Annotated in this window: 16 protein-coding genes; 7 read left to right on the top strand and 9 right to left on the bottom strand. The window is 59.4% G+C overall.

Annotated features, from left to right (window positions below; translation table 11 throughout):
• Positions 1 to 30: 30 nt before the first annotated feature.
• Positions 31 to 2,976, top strand: coding sequence for an HD domain-containing phosphohydrolase (locus tag QRN31_RS05130; RefSeq protein ID WP_285430584.1), 2,946 nt, complete (start codon positions 31 to 33; stop codon positions 2,974 to 2,976).
• Here QRN31_RS05130 and msrC read toward each other — a convergent pair whose 3' ends face one another.
• Entirely contained in the window at positions 2,977 to 3,459 is a 483-nt protein-coding gene (gene msrC, locus QRN31_RS05125) for a free L-methionine (R)-S-oxide reductase MsrC (protein WP_285430582.1), read from the bottom strand.
• On the bottom strand, positions 3,456 to 4,346 hold the full coding sequence (locus tag QRN31_RS05120) for an ATP-binding protein (RefSeq protein ID WP_285430580.1): 891 nt from the start codon (positions 4,344 to 4,346) through the stop codon (positions 3,456 to 3,458). Before QRN31_RS05120 ends, msrC begins: the two co-directional genes overlap by 4 nt.
• A 168-nt stretch (positions 4,347 to 4,514) precedes the next feature.
• Between QRN31_RS05120 and QRN31_RS05115 the strand changes: the two genes are divergently transcribed.
• Positions 4,515 to 6,836: a hybrid sensor histidine kinase/response regulator gene (locus tag QRN31_RS05115; protein WP_285430579.1), complete on the top strand. Its 2,322-nt coding sequence runs from the start codon at positions 4,515 to 4,517 to the stop codon at positions 6,834 to 6,836.
• Here QRN31_RS05115 and QRN31_RS05110 read toward each other — a convergent pair.
• The 3 genes from QRN31_RS05110 to msrB form a co-directional block, all read right to left on the bottom strand.
• Positions 6,820 to 7,281, bottom strand: coding sequence for a MarR family winged helix-turn-helix transcriptional regulator (locus QRN31_RS05110; RefSeq protein ID WP_038982224.1), 462 nt, complete (start codon positions 7,279 to 7,281; stop codon positions 6,820 to 6,822). The genes QRN31_RS05115 and QRN31_RS05110 overlap by 17 nt on opposite strands.
• On the bottom strand, positions 7,278 to 7,763 hold the full coding sequence (locus QRN31_RS05105) for a glutathione peroxidase (protein WP_090186405.1): 486 nt from the start codon (positions 7,761 to 7,763) through the stop codon (positions 7,278 to 7,280). The genes QRN31_RS05110 and QRN31_RS05105 overlap by 4 nt, the downstream gene beginning before the upstream one ends.
• Positions 7,764 to 7,866: 103 nt before the next feature.
• A complete protein-coding gene (msrB, locus tag QRN31_RS05100) occupies positions 7,867 to 8,262 on the bottom strand; it encodes a peptide-methionine (R)-S-oxide reductase MsrB (RefSeq protein ID WP_223519212.1) in 396 nt (131 codons plus the stop codon).
• Positions 8,263 to 8,487: 225 nt separating this feature from the next.
• On the opposite strand from msrB, the gene QRN31_RS05095 reads away from it, so the two are divergent.
• Positions 8,488 to 9,699, top strand: a complete 1,212-nt coding sequence (locus QRN31_RS05095) for a pyridoxal phosphate-dependent aminotransferase (RefSeq protein WP_090188845.1) — start codon at positions 8,488 to 8,490, stop codon at positions 9,697 to 9,699.
• A gap of 316 nt (positions 9,700 to 10,015) precedes the next feature.
• Positions 10,016 to 10,903, top strand: coding sequence for a protease HtpX (htpX, locus tag QRN31_RS05090; RefSeq protein WP_285430574.1), 888 nt, complete (start codon positions 10,016 to 10,018; stop codon positions 10,901 to 10,903).
• Positions 10,904 to 11,082: 179 nt separating this feature from the next.
• Here the strand turns inward: htpX and QRN31_RS05085 are convergent, their stop codons facing one another.
• Complete coding sequence (locus tag QRN31_RS05085; RefSeq protein ID WP_285430572.1) at positions 11,083 to 11,736, bottom strand: thiopurine S-methyltransferase; 654 nt, start codon at positions 11,734 to 11,736, stop codon at positions 11,083 to 11,085.
• 103 nt (positions 11,737 to 11,839) lie between these two features.
• Here QRN31_RS05085 and QRN31_RS05080 point away from each other — a divergent pair, with 103 nt between their 5' ends.
• Entirely contained in the window at positions 11,840 to 12,607 is a 768-nt protein-coding gene (locus tag QRN31_RS05080; RefSeq protein ID WP_285430570.1) for a DODA-type extradiol aromatic ring-opening family dioxygenase, read from the top strand.
• Between the two features lie 75 nt (positions 12,608 to 12,682).
• Here the strand turns inward: QRN31_RS05080 and QRN31_RS05075 are convergent, their stop codons facing one another.
• Entirely contained in the window at positions 12,683 to 14,356 is a 1,674-nt protein-coding gene (locus QRN31_RS05075) for a DEAD/DEAH box helicase (protein WP_059403638.1), read from the bottom strand.
• A gap of 422 nt (positions 14,357 to 14,778) precedes the next feature.
• On the opposite strand from QRN31_RS05075, the gene QRN31_RS05070 reads away from it, so the two are divergent.
• Positions 14,779 to 15,570 carry a crotonase/enoyl-CoA hydratase family protein gene (locus QRN31_RS05070; protein ID WP_285430566.1) on the top strand — a complete coding sequence of 264 codons (792 nt, stop codon included), beginning with the start codon at positions 14,779 to 14,781 and terminating at the stop codon, positions 15,568 to 15,570.
• Between the two features lie 166 nt (positions 15,571 to 15,736).
• Here the strand turns inward: QRN31_RS05070 and QRN31_RS05065 are convergent, their stop codons facing one another.
• Positions 15,737 to 16,492 carry a spermidine synthase gene (locus QRN31_RS05065; RefSeq protein ID WP_285430563.1) on the bottom strand — a complete coding sequence of 252 codons (756 nt, stop codon included), beginning with the start codon at positions 16,490 to 16,492 and terminating at the stop codon, positions 15,737 to 15,739.
• Between the two features lie 148 nt (positions 16,493 to 16,640).
• On the opposite strand from QRN31_RS05065, the gene QRN31_RS05060 reads away from it, so the two are divergent.
• On the top strand, positions 16,641 to 17,987 hold the full coding sequence (locus tag QRN31_RS05060; protein WP_285430561.1) for a class II 3-deoxy-7-phosphoheptulonate synthase: 1,347 nt from the start codon (positions 16,641 to 16,643) through the stop codon (positions 17,985 to 17,987).
• A gap of 51 nt (positions 17,988 to 18,038) precedes the next feature.
• Here the strand turns inward: QRN31_RS05060 and QRN31_RS05055 are convergent, their stop codons facing one another.
• The gene (locus QRN31_RS05055) at positions 18,039 to 19,268 is read right to left on the bottom strand and encodes a winged helix-turn-helix domain-containing protein (RefSeq protein WP_285430559.1); all 1,230 of its coding nucleotides are present in this window, start codon (positions 19,266 to 19,268) and stop codon (positions 18,039 to 18,041) included.
• Positions 19,269 to 19,280 lie beyond the last annotated feature (12 nt).

The following is a 19,280-nucleotide window of genomic DNA, read 5'->3' as shown; positions in this document are numbered from 1 at the left end:
CAGAGTGTTAAACATCATGGAGAGACCGCAATGCCCAGCCCACTGCGCCCCGAACGTCGGTTTCCCCTGCACGTTCACATCAGTGTGATGTTCACCTTCCTGCTGTTGCTGACCGGTGTGGTGCTGGGCATTTTCAACTACGGGCAAACCACTCAGATCATTCTTTCCAGCAGCGAAAAGCTCTTTGACCGCATCGAGCAGGATGTCCGCCTGGACCTGCAAGGCACCTATGAACCCATTCGCCATCTGCTAAGCCTGCTGGTGGACTACCCGGCGACTCAGGCACCGGCTCTGGAACAGCGCCTGGCTTTACTCAAGCCGTTCAGCCAATCGCTCAATGACAATCCCAATCTGGCATCGTTGTATCTGGGCTACAGCGACGGCGACTTTTTCATGGTTCGTCCCCTGCGAACCACGGCCCTCAAAACTGCCTTGAATGCGCCGGATACCGCGGCGTATCAAGTCTGGAGCATCGATCACGATGCCAGCAGTGGTCAGCCCCATTCGCAATCGTTGTTTTTTGATCAATCCCTGAACTTGCTCAGCCGTCAGGACAATCCCGACGAAACTTTCGATCCGCGCACTCGGGCCTGGTTTTCCAGCGCGCGCGGCGACGAGGGCCAGATCACCACCGAACCCTACATTTTTTTCTCCACCCACAACATCGGCACCACCCTGGCCCGGCGCAGTGGCGAAGACGCCGTGATCGGTGCCGACCTGACACTGGCCGAATTATCGGCAACCCTGGCCAAGCACGTGGTCACCCCCCATACCGAAATCGTACTGTTCGATGCCCAGGGCAATGCGATTGCCTACCCCGACAGCAGCAAACTGATCATCGACGACCAGACGGCCCGCCTGAACAAGGCAGCCGACCTGAGCCCTGCTCTCAGTGCCCTGCTCGCCCGTCCACCGGCCGGCAATCGCCTGAATGCCGCTGGACGTCAATGGATCGTGGCGCGTAGCAGCATGCAGGAAGGCGGGCCACAGGGACTGCAATTGGCGCTGCTGGTGCCAGAGGACGAACTGCTCGCCGATGCCTACCGCATGCGCTGGCAAGGTGCGCTGATTACCCTGACGACATTGCTGTTGTGCCTTCCAGTGGGATGGCTGACTTCAAGAATCCTGGTCAAGCCTCTGCATGCGCTGGTGCAGGAAGCCGACGCGGTTCGCAGTTTCAATTTCAATTTTCCGGTCGGCCGTCGTTCGCCGGTGCTTGAGGTCGACCAACTGAGCGTGTCGATGGCGCGGATGAAGGACACCCTGGGGAGTTTTTTCCAGATAACCGACAGCCTCAGCGCCGAGACCCGTTTCGAGCCCTTGCTGCAACGGGTGCTATTTGAAACGGTGAAGATCGGGCAAGCCCAGGCGGGTCTCATTTACCTGCGCGAGCGTGATAGCGATCGCATGGAGCCCCTTGGCCTGGTCATCAACGACACGTCACAGGCATTGCCATCGTTCGCTGTTCAAGGTCACGACCTTCACGACCCGCTGAGCCCTCAGTGGATGCAGTCACTGTCGAGTGCCGACAATGTCGTGACCAGCCTGGGTTTCGAACAGGCGGGGGATCTGCAAAAAGTCTTGCTCGCGCTGGAGTGCCCCCGGGTTCACCTGATCGGCATCCGTTTGCACAATCGACATAACGAAACCGTTGGCTTGCTGATCCTGCTGTTGGCCGACAGCGGCACGCAACGTGACCTGGACAAGCTACAACCGGATCGGATTGCGTTTCTCCAGGCTGTTTCCGGCGCAGCGGCCGTGAGCATTGAGAGTCAGCGTCTGCAAGCCAAACAGAAACAGCTGCTGGATTCGTTCATTCAGTTGCTGGCGGGCGCGATCGATGCCAAGAGCCCCTACACCGGCGGTCATTGCCAACGAGTGCCGGCACTGACGCTGATGCTTGCCCAAGCTGCCGCTGCCAGTCAGGAGCCGGCTTTCAGCGGCTATCAACCCACTGAAGATGAATGGGAAGCGCTGCACATTGCAGCCTGGCTACACGACTGCGGCAAGGTCACCACGCCAGAGTACGTGGTCGACAAGGCCACCAAACTGGAAACCCTGAACGACCGCATTCACGAAGTTCGTACCCGCTTCGAAGTCCTCAAGCGCGATGCCTGGATCGCCTATTGGCAGGCCGTCGCCTTAGGCGGTGACGAGCAGCCTCTGGCTGAACTGCGCAATACCACCCTGGCGGGGCTCGATGATGATTTCGCCTTTGTCGCCCGCTGCAATCTGGGCGGCGAGGCCATGGCCGAAGCAGATCTGCAACGCCTGCGCAGCATTGCCCAACGGACCTGGACCCGAACCCTGGATGACCGCCTGGGCGTGTCCTGGGAAGAAAATCGTCGCCAGGCACGAACCCCGGCGCCGACCTTGCCTGTCAGTGAGCCCCTGTTGGCGGACAAACCCGAGCACCTGTTCGAACGCGCCGAAAGCGAACTGATTCCGCCGGACAACCCATGGGGTTTCAAACTGGATGTACCGCGTTACAAATACAACCGGGGCGAGCTCTATAACCTGAGCATCACCCGAGGCACGCTGACCCGCGAGGAGCGCTATATCATCAACCACCACATGGTGCAGACGATCCTGATGCTCAGCCACCTGCCCTTCCCTGGCCACCTCCAGAATGTCGCGGAAATAGCCGGCGGCCACCACGAGAAAATGGACGGCACCGGTTATCCCAAACAGTTGAAGCGTGAAGAAATGAGCCTGCCGGCGCGGATGATGGCGATTGCCGATATTTTCGAGGCGCTGACCGCAGCCGATCGGCCCTACAAGAAGGCCAAGACCCTGAGCGAAGCGCTGGGCATCATGGCCACCATGTGCCGAGACGCCCATATCGATCCGGAGTTGTTTGGATTGTTCGTCAACGCCGGCATCTATAAGCAGTACGCCGAGCGCTTTCTAGACCCGCAACAAATCGATACGGTCGACCCTTCAAGCCTGCTGCTCAAGGCAGGCTTGAAGGGATGATCAACACTCGGTCAGACGCAGAAAAATCGCCGCCAGTTGCTCGATACCGGCCTGATCTTCAACGGTAAAACGCGCCAGCTTCGGGCTGTCCAGGTCCAGCACGCCGATCAAGCGACCGTCCTTGACCAGCGGCACGACGAGTTCGCTATTGGAGGCGCTGTCGCAAGCGATGTGCCCGGCAAATGCGTGCACGTCTTCAACACGCTGGGTCTGCAACGTGGACGCTGCGGTTCCGCACACGCCACGACCGAACGGAATCCGTACACAGGCGATCTGTCCCTGAAACGGCCCCAGCACCAGCTCATCGTTGCGATTGAGGTAGAAACCGGCCCAGTTCAGGTCATCGAGCTGGTTGAACAGAAACGCCGAGAACTGCGCCGCGTTGGCGATAAAATCACGCTCGTCGGCCAGCAACGACTCCAACTGCGCCCACAACATGCCGTAACCATCCAGGCCTTGGCCGCTCTTCTGTAAATCGATCATGCTTTTTGCTCCAACAACTTCAGCCCGACCCAATAACGGGCAAATTGATACGCGCAACGTCCGTTGCGATTGCCTCGGCCGGTGGCCCAGCGCACCGCGAGGATGTCCAGTTGTTCGTCACGCTGCCACGCCAGGCCCGCTTTATCGGCCAACTGCCCGATCCAGTGTTCGACGACGTTGAGGAAATGCTCTTGAGTAAATGGATAGAACGACAGCCACAATCCAAAACGGTCCGACAGCGCGATCTTGTCTTCCACCGCCTCGCTGGGATGCAGTTCGCCGTCGACCCTTTTCCAGTTTTCGTTATCGCTTTCCTTTTCCGGCACCAGGTGGCGACGGTTGGAGGTGGCGTACAGCAAAACGTTATCCGGCGCCTGTTCAAGCGAGCCGTCGAGCACGCTCTTGAGCACGCGATAGTCGCCCTCGCCCGACTCGAACGACAGGTCGTCGCAAAACAGCACAAACCGCTGGGGCAACCTGGCAATCTGCTCGACCACTCGCGGCAGATCCGCCAGGTGATCGCGCTCGATCTCGATCAAACGCAAGCCGGCGTGGGCGTGCTCGGCCAGCAAGGCGCGCACCAGCGACGATTTACCGGTGCCGCGCGAGCCCCACAGCAACGCGTGGTTGGCGGGCATGCCGTCGAGGAACTGTTGGGTATTGCGCCCCAGTTGTTCCACTTGGCGGTCGACACCGATCAGGTCGGACAAGCGCGTGTCGAGGCTCACTTGCAGTGGCAACAGAAAACCGCTGCGACCTTCGCGCTGCCAGCGTGCGGCCAGGCAATGCGTCCAGTCGATGGTTTGCCGAGGCGCGGGCAACAGTGGCTCGATACGGGCCAGAACGGCATCGGCGCGTTCAAGAAAAGCATTCAATCGGGAATCCACGTCTTCTCCTCGGGCACGTTCACAGTGATGATGGCATTACAGCGAAGAAACACAGCGTTCGGTGTCCGGCGCTTCCCTTGTTGTGCAAGGGCTCGCGAGAACATCGGTATCGATGCATGATCGACTATGCTTGAGCAGCGAAGGGAAACGGAAGTGGTTCAACACCCCATGGATATCAAGTTCACCCAGCGGCTGTCATACAAGCAAGCCAGGCTTACTGTGCTTGTCGGATTCATTCTGGGCACGCTGCTCAGCCTGCTGCAAATTGGCATCGATTATGCCAGCGAAGACGCTTCCATCAACCGCGAAATACTGTCTTTGCTGGAAATCAGCCATAACCCGGCCTCGCGTATCGCTTACAACATCGACGCTGAACTCGCCCAGGAACTGACCATGGGCCTGCTGCGCTCGCCGGCGATCATCAACGCGAAACTGACCGACAACAACAGTACCGTGCTTGCCAGCGTCAAACGACCGGCCATGCAAAACAATTACCGGATGATCAGCGACTTCCTGTTCGGCGCCAACCGCCAATTTGAAGACCGCCTCTACCTCGACCACTTGCCGAACGAATCATTGGGCACCTTGCAGCTGCAAGTCGATACGTACGCCTTTGGCAGCCGCTTCCTGCGCCGCGCCGAGGTGACATTGCTCAACGGCTTCGCCCGCAGCCTGATCCTGACCGGCATTTTGCTCGCATTGTTCTACGTCATGCTGACCAAGCCACTGGTGCGGGTCATCCGTGAACTCAGTGGTCGCGATCCGCGTAGCGCAGAGCCTACTTCACTGGAATGCCCGGCCGGACACGCCAACGATGAAATCGGCGTTCTGGTCAAAGTGGCCAATCAACAGTTCGAAAACATTGCCACCGAGATTCAGCAACGACGCAACGCCGAAAATCGCCTCACCGACTATTTAGGGCAACTGGAAAACATCGTCTCGGCACGCACCGCCGAGCTCAAGGCGATCAACGCCAGGCTCAGTCAATCCAATCAGGAGCTGGAAGTCGCCCGCAGCACCGCGCTGGACATGGCCGAAGCGCGTGCGGCGTTCCTGGCGAACATGAGCCATGAAATTCGCACGCCGCTCAACGGCCTGCTGGGCATGATCGCGCTATCGCTCGACGGCCCGCTCAATGCCGAGCAACAGCAACAACTGTCCATTGCCCATGACTCGGGCAAAGTGCTGGTGGAACTGCTCAACGATATCCTCGACCTGTCGAAGTTCGATGCCGGTCAACTCGAACTCGAACACATCCCCTTCGACCTCGGCTCGCTGATCGAAGACACCGCCAACCTGCTGTCGCAGAACGCCGCGCCGAGCGTCGAGCTGACCTGCCTGATCGATCCGCACTTTCCGGCGCTGGTTCTAGGGGATCCGACCCGGGTCCGGCAGATCGTCAGCAACCTGTTGTCCAACGCCCTCAAGTTCACCCGCTTCGGTCGCGTCGATGTGCGTCTTTCCACGTTCGAGGACGGCGTACGCATTGAAGTCTGCGACACCGGGATCGGGATTGCCCAGGATGCCCAGGTCAAGATTTTCCAGCCCTTCACTCAGGCCGGTGCTGGCATCACCCGCCAGTTCGGCGGCACCGGGCTGGGTCTGGCGCTGACCTACAACCTCTGCGAAGCCATGCAGGGGCGTCTGACCATCAGCTCTGAAGCAGGCTTTGGCAGCCAGTTCTGCGCTGACCTGCCGTTGCCCTCACACACCCGGGCCATGCCGCCGATACCTTTGCCCGGCAAGGTCATCGCGATCACGGCCGCCAGCAGCGGCTTGGCCGAACTGTTGAAAAAACTGTTGCCCGGCTGGGGACTCGACTATCAACAGCGCTCCATTGATGACTCGTTGATCGGCCTGAACTGCGACGTGCTGATTACCGACTGCCCCGAATGCCTGTTCCGCCTGCGTCCTACTCTGGACGCCCCGATTCTGCTGGTGACCGCCTACGGCAACTTCATGCCCAGCGAACAAGCGAGCGCCCTGGCGCCCTTGCAACAGCAGGCGCGTCCTCTGGCGCGCAATGCGCTTTACCAGACATTGCGGCGGATTTTGCAGCCTGAAACCAACCTGATCAACGGCGCCCGGGTCGAAGCACTCACCGCCCTGAAACGCGGGCGCGTCCTGTTGGTGGAAGACAACCCGGTCAATCAACTGGTGGCGAAGGGCATGCTTGGAAAGCTCGGTTGCGAGGTGATCGTTGCCGCTCATGGCGCCGAAGCGCTGGATCAGCTCGAGCAAAGTGAATTTGACCTGGTGTTGATGGACTGCAACATGCCGGTGATGGACGGCTATGAAGCCAGTCGGCAAATCCGTCGCAGTGGGCGCTGGCCACAATTGCCCATCGTCGCCCTGACCGCCAACGCCATGTCGGAGGAACGCGAACGCTGCCGCGCGGCGGGCATGAGCGACTACCTGGCCAAGCCCTTCCGCCGGGAAGAACTGGCCACCCTGCTCGACTTGTGGATACCGACTACGACAGTGCTTTGATTTGCCCCAACAAGTGATCGAGGCCGTCGCGCAGATCGTTCAGGCGATCCAGATCCACGCCGCTGTCACACAACAGGCGAGCCTTGAGCGGCCCGACCTGATCGCGCAATGCCTTGCCAGCTGGCGACAGGCTCAAGTGCACTTCGCGCTCATCGCGCGCCGAACGCTGGCGTTGCACCAGTTGCAGCTGCTCAAGACGCTTGAGCAGCGGCGTCAGGGTGCCGGAGTCCAGCGCCAGACGCTCACCCAGCGCCTTGACCGTCGGCTGTTCTGGAGCCGCTTCCTGCCATTCCCACAACACCAGCATCGCCAGGTACTGCGGATAGGTCAGGCCGAGTTGATCGAGCATGGGCTTGTAGGCACGGATCACCGCCCGCGACGCAGCGTACAGCTTGAAACACAGCTGGCTGTCGAGCTTGAGCGAATCGACTGACAACGTGTTCATTTGAGCAGGGCTTCGATCTCGCGGCTAAGGTCCTGCGGCTTGGTCGCGGGGGCGAAGCGCTTGACCAACTGACCGTCCTTGCCGATCAGGAACTTGGTGAAGTTCCACTTGATGCCTTGGGAACCGAGTACGCCCGGTGCGCGCTTTTTCAACTGCACAAACAGCGGGTGAGCCCCGGCGCCGTTGACTTCGATCTTTTTGAACAGCGGGAAACTGACACCGAAATTCAGCTCGCAAAACTCGGAGATCGCCCCTTCATTGCCAGGCTCTTGCTTGCCGAACTGATTGCACGGAAAGCCGAGGACCACCAGGCCTTGATCCTTATAGGTCTGCCACAGCTCTTCGAGGCCTTTGTACTGAGGGGTGAATCCGCATTTGCTGGCGGTGTTGACCACCAGCACGGCTTTGCCGGCGTAATCGGCCAGGGTCTTTTGCTCACCCGTGATGGTGGTGCAAGGGATGCTCAGCAGGTTGTCGCTCATGGTCCGGACTCTGAATGAGGGAAGATGGGCTAAACATAGCGAGCAATTGAATTGTGTGCAATTTAATAATCCGATGAGCGATCAATGGATCGCTCCCGGGTTCTTACTCGCGCGGCACCAGGTCCAGGCACACCGAGTTGATGCAATAACGCAGGCCGGTCGGCGGCGGGCCGTCCGGAAACACGTGGCCCAGGTGCGCATCACATTTGGCGCAGACCACTTCGGTGCGGATCATGCCGTGGCTGACGTCACGGATCTCGACCATCGCACTGTCACCGATCGGAGCGTAAAAGCTCGGCCAGCCGCAGCCGGAGTCAAACTTGGTCTTGGAGTCGAACAACGGCTCGTTGCAGCAGATGCAGTGGTACACACCGTCGGTCTTGGTGCCGTTGTATTTACCGGAGAACGGACGTTCGGTGCCCTTGAGGCGGCAAACGTTGTATTGCTCCGGGTCGAGCATTGCCTTCCATTCTTCCAGGGTTTTTTCCAACTTTTCCATCGTCACACCTCAGCAGCTGAAAAAGCCCGATCTGTACCTTTTCCACGGATCAGGCGGCACGTATGATTGCGCCTCGTCAAACGCCAGTCTGGCAGCCACGCCACGCGCATTCAAACGGATTATGAGTGCCGCGACTCAAGGCGTCAGACCTGTGTGAAGACGCAGGATTCCCAGTACGGTCGTTCATACGACGCCTGGATCGTTCATTTTCGGGAACACATCGCCATGCAGGTCAGCAAATCGAACAAGCTCGCCAACGTCTGCTATGACATTCGCGGCCCAGTGCTCAAGCACGCCAAACGCCTGGAAGAGGAAGGCCATCGCATCCTCAAGCTGAACATCGGCAACCCTGCGCCTTTTGGTTTCGAAGCGCCGGATGAAATCCTTCAGGACGTGATCCGCAATCTGCCGACGGCCCAGGGCTACAGCGATTCCAAGGGTCTGTTTAGCGCGCGCAAAGCCGTCATGCAGTATTACCAGCAAAAGCAGGTCGAAGGCGTCGGCATTGAAGACATCTACCTGGGCAACGGCGTTTCCGAGCTGATCGTGATGTCGATGCAGGCATTGCTGAACAATGGCGACGAAGTACTCGTGCCGGCCCCGGACTACCCGCTGTGGACCGCCGCTGTCAGCCTGTCTGGCGGCAACCCGGTGCACTACCTGTGCGACGAGCAGGCCAACTGGTGGCCGGACCTGGCTGACATCAAGGCCAAAATCACCCCGAACACCAAGGCGCTGGTGATCATCAACCCGAACAACCCGACGGGCGCGGTGTACTCCAGGGAAGTGTTGCTGGGCATGCTCGAACTGGCGCGCCAGCACAACCTGGTGGTTTTTTCCGACGAAATCTACGACAAGATCCTGTACGACGATGCCGTGCACATCTGCACCGCTTCCCTGGCGCCAGACCTGTTGTGCCTGACCTTCAACGGCCTGTCCAAGTCCTATCGCGTGGCCGGATTCCGCTCCGGCTGGATCGCCATTTCCGGTCCGAAACACCACGCACAGAGCTACATTGAAGGCATCGACATGCTGGCCAACATGCGCCTGTGTGCAAACGTGCCGAGCCAACACGCGATCCAGACCGCCCTGGGTGGTTATCAAAGCATCAACGACCTGGTGCTGCCACAAGGTCGCCTGCTGGAACAACGCAATCGTACCTGGGAACTGCTCAACGACATTCCGGGCGTGAGCTGCGTCAAGCCGATGGGTGCGCTGTATGCGTTTCCGCGGATCGACCCGAAAGTCTGCCCGATTCACAACGATGAAAAGTTCGTGCTCGACCTGCTGCTTTCCGAGAAGCTGCTGGTGGTACAAGGCACGGCGTTCAATTGGCCTTGGCCGGACCACTTCCGCGTCGTGACCCTGCCACGGGTCGATGATCTGGACATGGCCATCGGCCGGATCGGCAACTTCCTCAAATCCTATCGCCAATAAACTGCCTGTTACCGTGCGACGCCTACGAATGTCGCACGGTGATTGATTCAGCAACATATCTCTTCGCCCCGCCTGACATCATCGCTGCCAACGATGGCTCTTGCCACGTTGCGTGGCCGCGCCTAATAACGACGGGGGCCGGGAAGCGAATCGGCTGACAAACGCATCGCGCATCAACCTCGGAAATGCCCTGCATGCAGCTAGACTGTTGCCGTAGGACACAGTTTGAAATAGTCACCCGGTTGAATAGCCCGGTGCAGCACCTTATATACCCCGCAGTACGCTACATCTTTAGCATGAGGAGATTTCTACAACCATGATGCGCATCCTGCTGTTTTTGGCCACTAACCTGGCGGTCGTGCTGATTGCCAGCATCACCCTGAGCCTTTTCGGCTTCAACGGGTTCATGGCGGCCAACGGGGTTGATCTCAACCTCAATCAGCTGCTGATTTTCTGTGCGGTCTTTGGTTTCGCAGGCTCGTTGTTCTCGCTGTTCATCTCCAAGTGGATGGCGAAGATGAGCACCAGCACCCAAATCATCAGCCAGCCACGCACCCGTCATGAGCAATGGCTGCTGCAGACCGTCGAGCAACTGTCCCGCGAAGCAGGGATCAAGATGCCCGAAGTCGGGATTTTCCCGGCGTACGAGGCGAATGCGTTCGCCACGGGCTGGAACAAGAACGACGCACTGGTCGCGGTCAGCCAGGGCTTGCTCGAGCGATTCACGCCGGATGAAGTAAAGGCCGTTCTGGCCCACGAAATCGGCCACGTGGCCAATGGCGACATGGTGACCCTGGCATTGATCCAGGGCGTGGTGAACACCTTCGTGATGTTCTTCGCCCGGATCATCGGCAACTTCGTCGACAAGGTGATCTTCAAGAACGAAGAAGGCCAGGGCATCGCTTATTACGTGGCGACCATCTTTGCCGAACTGGTCCTGGGCATTCTGGCCAGTACCATCGTCATGTGGTTCTCGCGCAAACGCGAGTTCCGTGCTGACGACGCCGGTGCACGCCTGGCCGGCACCAGTGCAATGATTGGTGCGCTGCAACGCCTGCGGGCGGAACAGGGTCTGCCGGTGCACATGCCGGACACCTTGAACGCCTTTGGCATCAATGGCGGCATCAAACAAGGGTTCGCTCGTATGTTCATGAGCCACCCGCCGCTGGAAGAGCGTATTGATGCGTTGCGTCGTCGGGGCTGATCGGCTCCGCACCAACAGAAAAGGCCCGCAGTGATGCGGGCCTTTTTTTGTCTGCTGATAGGTGTGGTGCTCTTCAGGGCTCCTTCGCGGGCAAGCCCGCTCCCACAGTTGACCGAGTCGTTCAAACGGACACGGTCTAAAGTGGGAGCGGGCTCGCCCGCGAAAGGGCTGCCAACCTATTAGCTGGACACCCGGTACACCCGCTCTTCCAGCCGCGTGAGGCCATTCTCGATGAACTTCCCGTTCTCACTCAGCACGTCCTGATCCTCCAGGATCTTCAACGTCCACGATGAGCCGAATAGCCGCTGCACTTCGTCATCCAGCACGGCAAATGGCGGCCCTTCCATTTGCGCCTGATCGTAATCCAGGGTGATCAACAGACCCAGCGAATCCTTCGGCACAATCCGCTTCAGGTGTTCGGCGTATTGCTCACGCATCTTCGGTGGCAAGGCTATCAACGCAGCGCGGTCGTACAACGCACTGCAATCGGCAACATCGCCAGCCGTCAACGCGAAGAAATCACCGCACCAGATTTCGACCGAGCCCGCGCGATAGACAGTGAAAGGGCCTTGGTCGCTGACGTCCGGGTCAAACTGATGCTCGTGAAAAAAATCTTCCACGGCTTTTTCCGACAACTCGACCCCCAGCACCTCGTGGCCGCATTTCGCCAGCCACAGCAGGTCCAGGCTTTTGCCACACAAAGGCACCAGTACGCGCGCGCCCTCTTCCAGGTCCAACTGCGGCCAGTACCGTTGCAGATATGGATTCACTTGCGGCAGGTGAAAGCCGATCTGATTCGACGTCCACCGCTTGTGCCAAAACTCCGGCTGCATAATTAATCCCGAAAATTCGATCAAAAGACTCTAAAACTTATATTAGATTTAGATCAATGATCTGACTGAAGATGGTGCCATCTTACCCCTCAGGAGCTCTTTCATGTTCCCCAGCCTGTACATATCCCATGGCTCGCCGATGTTGGCACTGGAACCGGGTGCCAGCGGTCCGGCTCTTGCGCGTCTGGCTGCACAAATGCCCAAGCCCAGGGCCATCGTGATTGTATCCGCGCACTGGGAAAGCAACGAGCTGCTGGTCAGCGGCAACCCGCAGCCCGACACCTGGCATGACTTCGGTGGCTTCCCAAAGGCCTTGTTCGAGGTGCAATACCCCGCGCCCGGTCATCCGCAACTGGCGGCAGAGGTTGTCGAGTTATTGAAGGCCGCTGAATTGCCGGCGCGGATTGACCCCAAGCGGCCGTTCGATCACGGCGTCTGGGTGCCGCTGTCATTGATGTACCCGCAGGCCGACATTCCGGTGGTGCAAGTGTCGCTGCCAACCCGTGGCGGCCCGGCCCTGCAAACCCGTGTCGGTCATGCGTTGGCCAGCCTGCGCGAACACGGCGTGCTGTTGATCGGTTCCGGCAGCATCACCCACAACCTGCGCGAACTGGACTGGCATGCCGGCCCGGAAAGTGTGGAGCCATGGGCCAAGTCGTTTCGTGACTGGATGATTGAAAAACTCGCGGCCAACGATGAAGCCGCGCTGCACGACTATCGTCATCAGGCACCGAACGCTGTGCGCAATCATCCCAGCGATGAGCATTTACTGCCGTTGTACTTTGCCCGGGGTGCCGGAGGAGCGTTCAGCATTGCCCATCAAGGCTTCACGATGGGCGCGCTGGGCATGGACATTTACCGCTTTGGCTAACCGGTAAGCCAGGCAAAAAAAATCCCCGAACCAGTCGGGGATTTTTTATGTGCGATCAATCAGCCCGAGAGCGGATCAATCTTCGCGATAACGACGCAGCTTCAACTGCTTACCGGCAACGCGAGTGTCCTTCAGCTTGGTCAGCAGACGCTCTAGACCATCTTCCGGCAGCTCGACGAGGCTGAAGCTGTCACGCACCTGGATGCGACCGATCGCTTCACGTGCCAGGCCACCCTCATTGAGGATAGCGCCCAGCAGGTTCTTGGCGGCGATACCATCACGCGCACCCAGCGCGGTACGGCAACGGGCACGACCTTCGGCCAATGGAACCGGAGCACGACGCTCACGATCACCACGGTCCGGACGATCACCGGTACGCTCTGGACGATCGCCACGCGGTGCGTTGTTCGGCACCAGTGGACGTTCTTTCTCGATTGCAGCCAGGGTCAACGCCTGAGCGTTGGTTGCCTTGCGCAGCAGAGCAGCAGCCAGTGCACGCGGGGTGCAACCGATGTCAGCAGTCAAGCGATCCAGCAGCTCACCGTGAGTCGATTCGGCATCAGCGACCAGCGGCGACAGGCTGTTGGTCAGTTTCTTGATGCGAGCATCGAGAACAGCTTGGGCGTCCGGCAGGCGAACTTCGGCAACCTTTTGACCGGTTACACGCTCGATCACTTGCAGCATGCGGCGCTCACGTGGAGTCACCAGCAACAGCGCACGACCTTCGCGACCGGCACGGCCAGTACGGCCGATACGGTGGACGTAGGATTCCGGGTCGTAAGGCATGTCCACGTTGAACACGTGAGTGATACGCGGAACGTCCAGGCCACGAGCAGCAACGTCGGTCGCCACAACGATGTCCAGACGGCCATCCTTGAGGGATTCGATCACGCGCTCACGTTGGTTCTGGGCAATGTCACCGTTCAGCGCAGCGGCTTTGTAGCCTTTGGCTTCCAGGGCACTGGCCAAGTCCAGGGTCGCTTGCTTGGTGCGCACGAACATGATCAGGGCGTCGAAGTCTTCCACTTCCAGCAGGCTCAATACAGCCGAGGTCTTCTGGTCAGCGTGAACCAACAGGTGAGCCTGTTCGATCGCGGTAACGGTCTGAGTCTTGGTCTGGATCTTCACGTGTTGCGGATCGCGCAGATGGCGTTCGGCAATGGCACGGATCGACTGCGGCAAGGTGGCCGAGAACAATACGGTCTGACGGGTTGGAGGCAGAGCCTTGAAGATGACTTCGAGGTCGTCCATGAAACCCAGTTTGAGCATTTCGTCCGCTTCGTCCAGAACCAGGTGGTTCACGGTCGACAGGACTTTTTCGTCGCGACGCAGGTGGTCGCACAGACGGCCCGGAGTAGCGACAACAATCTGTGCGCCATTACGGATTGCTTTCAGTTGTGGGCCCATCGGGGCGCCGCCGTAAACGGCCACAACGGTAACGCCCGGCATTTGCTTGGCGTAGGTTTCGAAAGCGGTTGCTACTTGCAGCGCCAACTCACGGGTTGGCGCCAGGATCAGGGCTTGCGGCTCGCGCTTTGCAGGATCGATGCGATGCAGGATCGGCAGGGCGAACGCAGCGGTTTTACCCGTACCGGTTTGCGCCTGACCAATCATGTCGTGACCGGCCATGATGATCGGGATCGATTGCTGCTGAATAGCCGAAGGCTCTTCGTAGCCAGTCGCGATGACGGCTGCAAGAATATTCGGATTAAGATTAAAAGCGGCGAAGCCGCCGGTTTCCTGGGTCATGGGTCTGCCTCTAAGTGCATCCGCAAAGACCCATGCTCCAAAGCTGCGCATGCCGTGTAAGACTCAAGAGTCGCCCTGGCTGCTTTGTCGGCGGGGATTTGCGAAAACGAATGAATGAAAAAGATTCGTCAAGGGAGAGTCCGCTGTGCGGACGTGCAGCCGAAGCTGACTTCGGGGAATTGCGCTACCTAAACGCGGCCCGGTTAAAGGCCGGCGCGCACTATACCGGAATTCGCCCAAAAAGGGAGCATTATTTGTCGGAAAACTGACGGATTCACCGTTGTGTCACAGGCTTTGCGGATATTTGTGCAACGGTCTATTTTTCAAAGGCCCGGCCCTGCTGACGATGACGCTAAAACGGTTCACCCTTGCGATGCAGACCTTCGGTCTGACCTCTCCTTTGCGCCCCGAGGAAAAGCTTCATGAATCAGTCCGGCTCCAGTCGTGTAACCCGCGAGCGACACGGTCATGTCCTGATGATCGGCCTGGATCGGGTGGCCAAGCGCAACGCGTTCGATCTCGACCTGCTTAATGAACTGAGCCTGGCCTATGGTGAGTTCGAGGCTGACAGCGAGGCGCGTGTGGCCGTGGTGTTCGGTCATGGCGAGCATTTCACCGCAGGACTCGATCTGGTCAGTGCCAGCGCGGCGCTGGCCGAAGGCTGGCAGGCGCCGCCCGGAGGTTGCGACCCGTGGGGCGTGTTTGCCGGGCCCAGGGTCAGCAAACCAGTGATTGTCGCCGCCCAAGGCTACTGCCTGACTATCGGTATCGAGCTGATGCTGGCCGCAGACATCAATCTCTGCGCCAGCAACACCCGTTTTGCCCAGAAAGAAGTGCAGCGCGGGATCTTTCCCTTCGGCGGTGCCACCTTGCGCTTGCATCAAGTCGCCGGCTGGGGCAATGCCATGCGCTGGCTGCTGACCGGCGATGAGTTCGATGCCCACGATGCACTGCACCTGGGGTTGGTGCAGGAAGTCATGGCCAGCGAGGATCTGCTGCCGCGGGCAATTGAATTGGCTGAGCGCATTGCCCGGCAGGCGCCGCTGGGGGTTCAGGCGACGTTGATGTCTGCGCGCCAGGCTCGTTACGAAGGGGAAACCGTGGCGGCGCAGGCGTTACCGCCGCTGGTGAAGAAGCTGTTGGCAAGCGAGGATGCCAAGGAAGGTGTGCGGTCGATGATCGAAAAGCGGCCGGGCATCTTCAAAGGAGTCTGAGGAATGCGCTGACCGGAAGTAAGTCATCGTCGGAGCGCCGCCCGGAGCAAGCTCGCTCCCACAGGGATCTTCAGTGAACACAATATCTGTGTATTAAAAAGATCCCCTGTGGGAGCGAGCTTGCTCCGGGCGGCGCTCCGACGATGGGGCCATCACAGACACCGACTTATGTCGCCGGGCGAATCGCCTTGATCAACGACTGCAACGAATAGCCCAACCGCGGCGCCAACCCTTCAGCCCGGGCAATCAACCCGTCCATGTCCAGCTCCTGGTCCAGCTCCGAAGGCACCAACAGAATCACATTGCCCTCCTTCACCGGCAGCTCCCAGTAATGGCGGTGATAGAGCCCGCGAAACAGCGCCGCGCCTAATGGTTTGCCGTCGTCGGTGGCCCATTGATTGATCACCAGCCAGCCACCCGGATTCAGGCGTTTCTGACAGTTTTCCAGAAAACCCCATGCCAGATGCCCGACACCCGGGCCGACATCGGTGTAAAGGTCGACAAAAATCAGGTCCGCCGGCTCTGCCGTCTCCAGCAGCTCCAGCGCATCGCCGACGCGAATGTAAAGACGCGGATCGTCATCCAGGCCAAGGTATTCGATGGCCAGGCGTGGCACGTCCGGGCGCAGCTCGATGGCTTCGACGTCTTCGAGCGGCAGAAACTTGAGGCACGCCTGAGTCAGCGTTCCAGCTCCCAAGCCCAGAAATAAAGCGCTTTCCGGGTGTTCGTGACACAGCGCACCAATCAGCATTGCCCGCGTGTAATCGTATTCGAGCCAGCTTGGATCGGCGGTGAATACGCAGCTCTGCTCGATGGCATCACCGAACTCCAGAAACCGGTAATCGGCCACTTCCAGCACGCGAATCACGCCGAACTCATCCTGTACCTCGGCGAGCAGATGCTCGACGCGCTCCTCAGTCATTTCGTCTCCTGATCGTTGCCGGCCCGGCAACGCGATAAACCGCAACATGTAGCGGCAAAGGCGCGATTGTCCGCGAAGCGACCGGAACAGGTCACGCACTAATTTGCTGATAACATGGACGTCCGAGCGGAAAAACCTAGAGAACATGATGAGCCAACCCTGGAGTCCTGACAGCTGGCGCGCCCTGCCGATCCAGCAACAACCCCACTATCCTGACGCCGCGCATTTGCAGCAGGTCGAGCAAACCCTGGCCAGTTACCCGCCGCTGGTGTTTGCCGGTGAGGCTCGGGAGTTGCGCCGTCAGTTTGCCGAAGTGACCCAAGGCCGCGCGTTTCTGCTGCAAGGTGGCGACTGCGCAGAGAGCTTCGCCGAGTTTTCCGCCGCGAAAATTCGCGACACCTTCAAAGTGCTGCTGCAAATGGCGATCGTCATGACCTTCGCCGCCGGTTGCCCGGTGGTCAAGGTCGGGCGCATGGCCGGTCAGTTCGCCAAGCCGCGTTCGTCCAACGACGAAACCATCGACGGCGTCACCCTGCCCGCCTACCGTGGCGACATCGTCAACGGCATCGGTTTCGACGAAAAGAGCCGCGTACCGGATCCGGAACGCTTGCTGCAGTCTTATCACCAGTCCACCGCAACCCTGAACCTGCTGCGGGCCTTCGCCCAGGGCGGGTTTGCCGATCTGCATCAGGTACACAAGTGGAACCTGGATTTCATCGCCAACTCGGCGCTGGCTGAAAAATACAGCCATCTGGCCGATCGCATCGATGAAACCCTGGCCTTCATGCGCGCTTGCGGCATGGACAGCTCGCCACAATTGCGCGAGACCAGTTTCTTCACCGCCCACGAAGCCTTGCTGCTGAACTACGAAGAAGCCTTCGTGCGCCGCGACAGCCTGACCAACGATTATTACGATTGCTCGGCGCACATGCTGTGGATCGGCGACCGCACCCGCCAGCTTGACGGTGCCCATGTCGAATTCCTGCGTGGGGTGAACAACCCGATAGGGGTCAAGGTCGGCCCGAGCATGAATCCTGATGACCTGATTCGCCTGATCGATGTGCTCAACCCGGACAACGATCCAGGTCGCTTGAACCTGATCGCGCGGATGGGTGCGAACAAGGTCGGCGATCATTTGCCGCAACTGATCCGAGCCGTACAGCGCGAAGGCAAGCAGGTGCTCTGGAGTTCGGATCCGATGCACGGCAATACCATCAAGGCCAGCAGCGGCTACAAGACCCGCGACTTCGCGCAGATCCTCGGCGAGGTGAAACAGTTCTTCCAGGTTCACGAAGCGGAAGGCAGTTACGCCGGTGGTATCCACATCGAAATGACCGGGCAGAACGTAACCGAGTGCATTGGCGGCGCGCGGCCGATTACTGAAGACGGGTTGTCGGACCGGTATCACACTCATTGTGATCCGCGGATGAATGCCGATCAGTCGCTGGAACTGGCGTTTCTGATTGCCGAGACCTTGAAGCAGGTTCGACGCTAAACCGCATCGCTTCCATCGTCGGAATGCCGGCATTCCGTCGATGGAACGAGGTCAGTCACCACCGATCCGAGCCAATGCCAGCCGCAACCGCGCCGCACTCTCGCGCTGACAATTCAACTGAATCCGCTCCAGCCCCAACCAATCCGCCATCTGCCGCAGATTGACCGCCAACGCCAGCATCCCCGCTTCGTCCAGCCCCGGTTCTTCCTCATGCACGGCATGCACTGCCAATCGGCTCAACGCTCGCTCGGCGCGCAGGTCAACCCGCGCGGCTATCCGTTCATGATGCAAAAACGGCAACACGTAATAGCCGTAGACCCGCTTGTCCTGAGGCGTATAGATCTCCAATCGGTAACGGAAATCGAACAAGCGCTCGGTTCGACTGCGCTCCCAGATCAGCGAATCAAAGGGTGACAGCAACGCGCTGGCCTCGACTTTGCGCGGCACTTTCGGCTCGGGCAGGCAGTACGCCGGTTGGCGCCAGCCCTGCACCTCACAGGCCTGCAACTCACCCGCTTCCACCAGTTCCGCCAACCGCGGCCGACTGTCTGCCAGGTTCAGACGAAAATAATCGCGCAGATCCTTTTCGGTACCGACACCCAACGCGGTCGCGGCGTGCAACAACAACCCGCGCTGGGCCTCGGCCTCACTGAGCATCGGTTGTTGCAGTATTGCCGAAGGAATCACCCGCTCCGGCAGGTCATAAAGACGCTCGAAGCCACGCCTGCCGGCGACGGTGACTTCACCGGTGGCGAATAACCATTCCAGTGCATGCTTCTCAGCACTCCAATCCCACCACGGCCCTGCCCGCTCTTGACGGGTCGACAGGCTTCCTGCGCCCAAGGCACCGAGCTCCTCGACCGAAGCCAGGACCCGACGAATTGTGCCTTGCTGCTCACGCCCGAATCGCGCCAGTTGCTGATAGATGTCTTCGCCGCGGGTAGCACGCTGCATGCGCCAGCGCATCAGGGGATACATCGACAAGGGCAGCAATGAGGCTTCGTGGCCCCAATACTCGAACAACGTGCGTCGCCGGCCCTGACTCCAGGCAGCCTGGTCGAGCAAATCGGGTGAGTAATTACCAAGACGGGAAAACAGGGGAAGGTAGTGCGAACGCACCAACGCATTGACCGAATCGATCTGCACAATGCCCAGTCGTTCGATCAGCCGGTTGAGCTGAACCGGTTTGATCGCCGCTGGCGGTTGCCGCCCGTTGAACCCTTGGGCGGCCAGCGCCAGACGTCGAGCCTGTTTGAGGGTAAAGGACACTGTTGCGGGCATGAGCATCTCCTT

The sequence above is a fragment of the Pseudomonas sp. fls2-241-R2A-110 genome, assembly GCF_030209165.1.
Taxonomy (GTDB): Bacteria; Pseudomonadota; Gammaproteobacteria; order Pseudomonadales; family Pseudomonadaceae; genus Aquipseudomonas.
The sequence above is the reverse complement of the archived record's forward strand: the minus strand, read 5'-3'. Positions and strand labels throughout refer to the sequence as shown.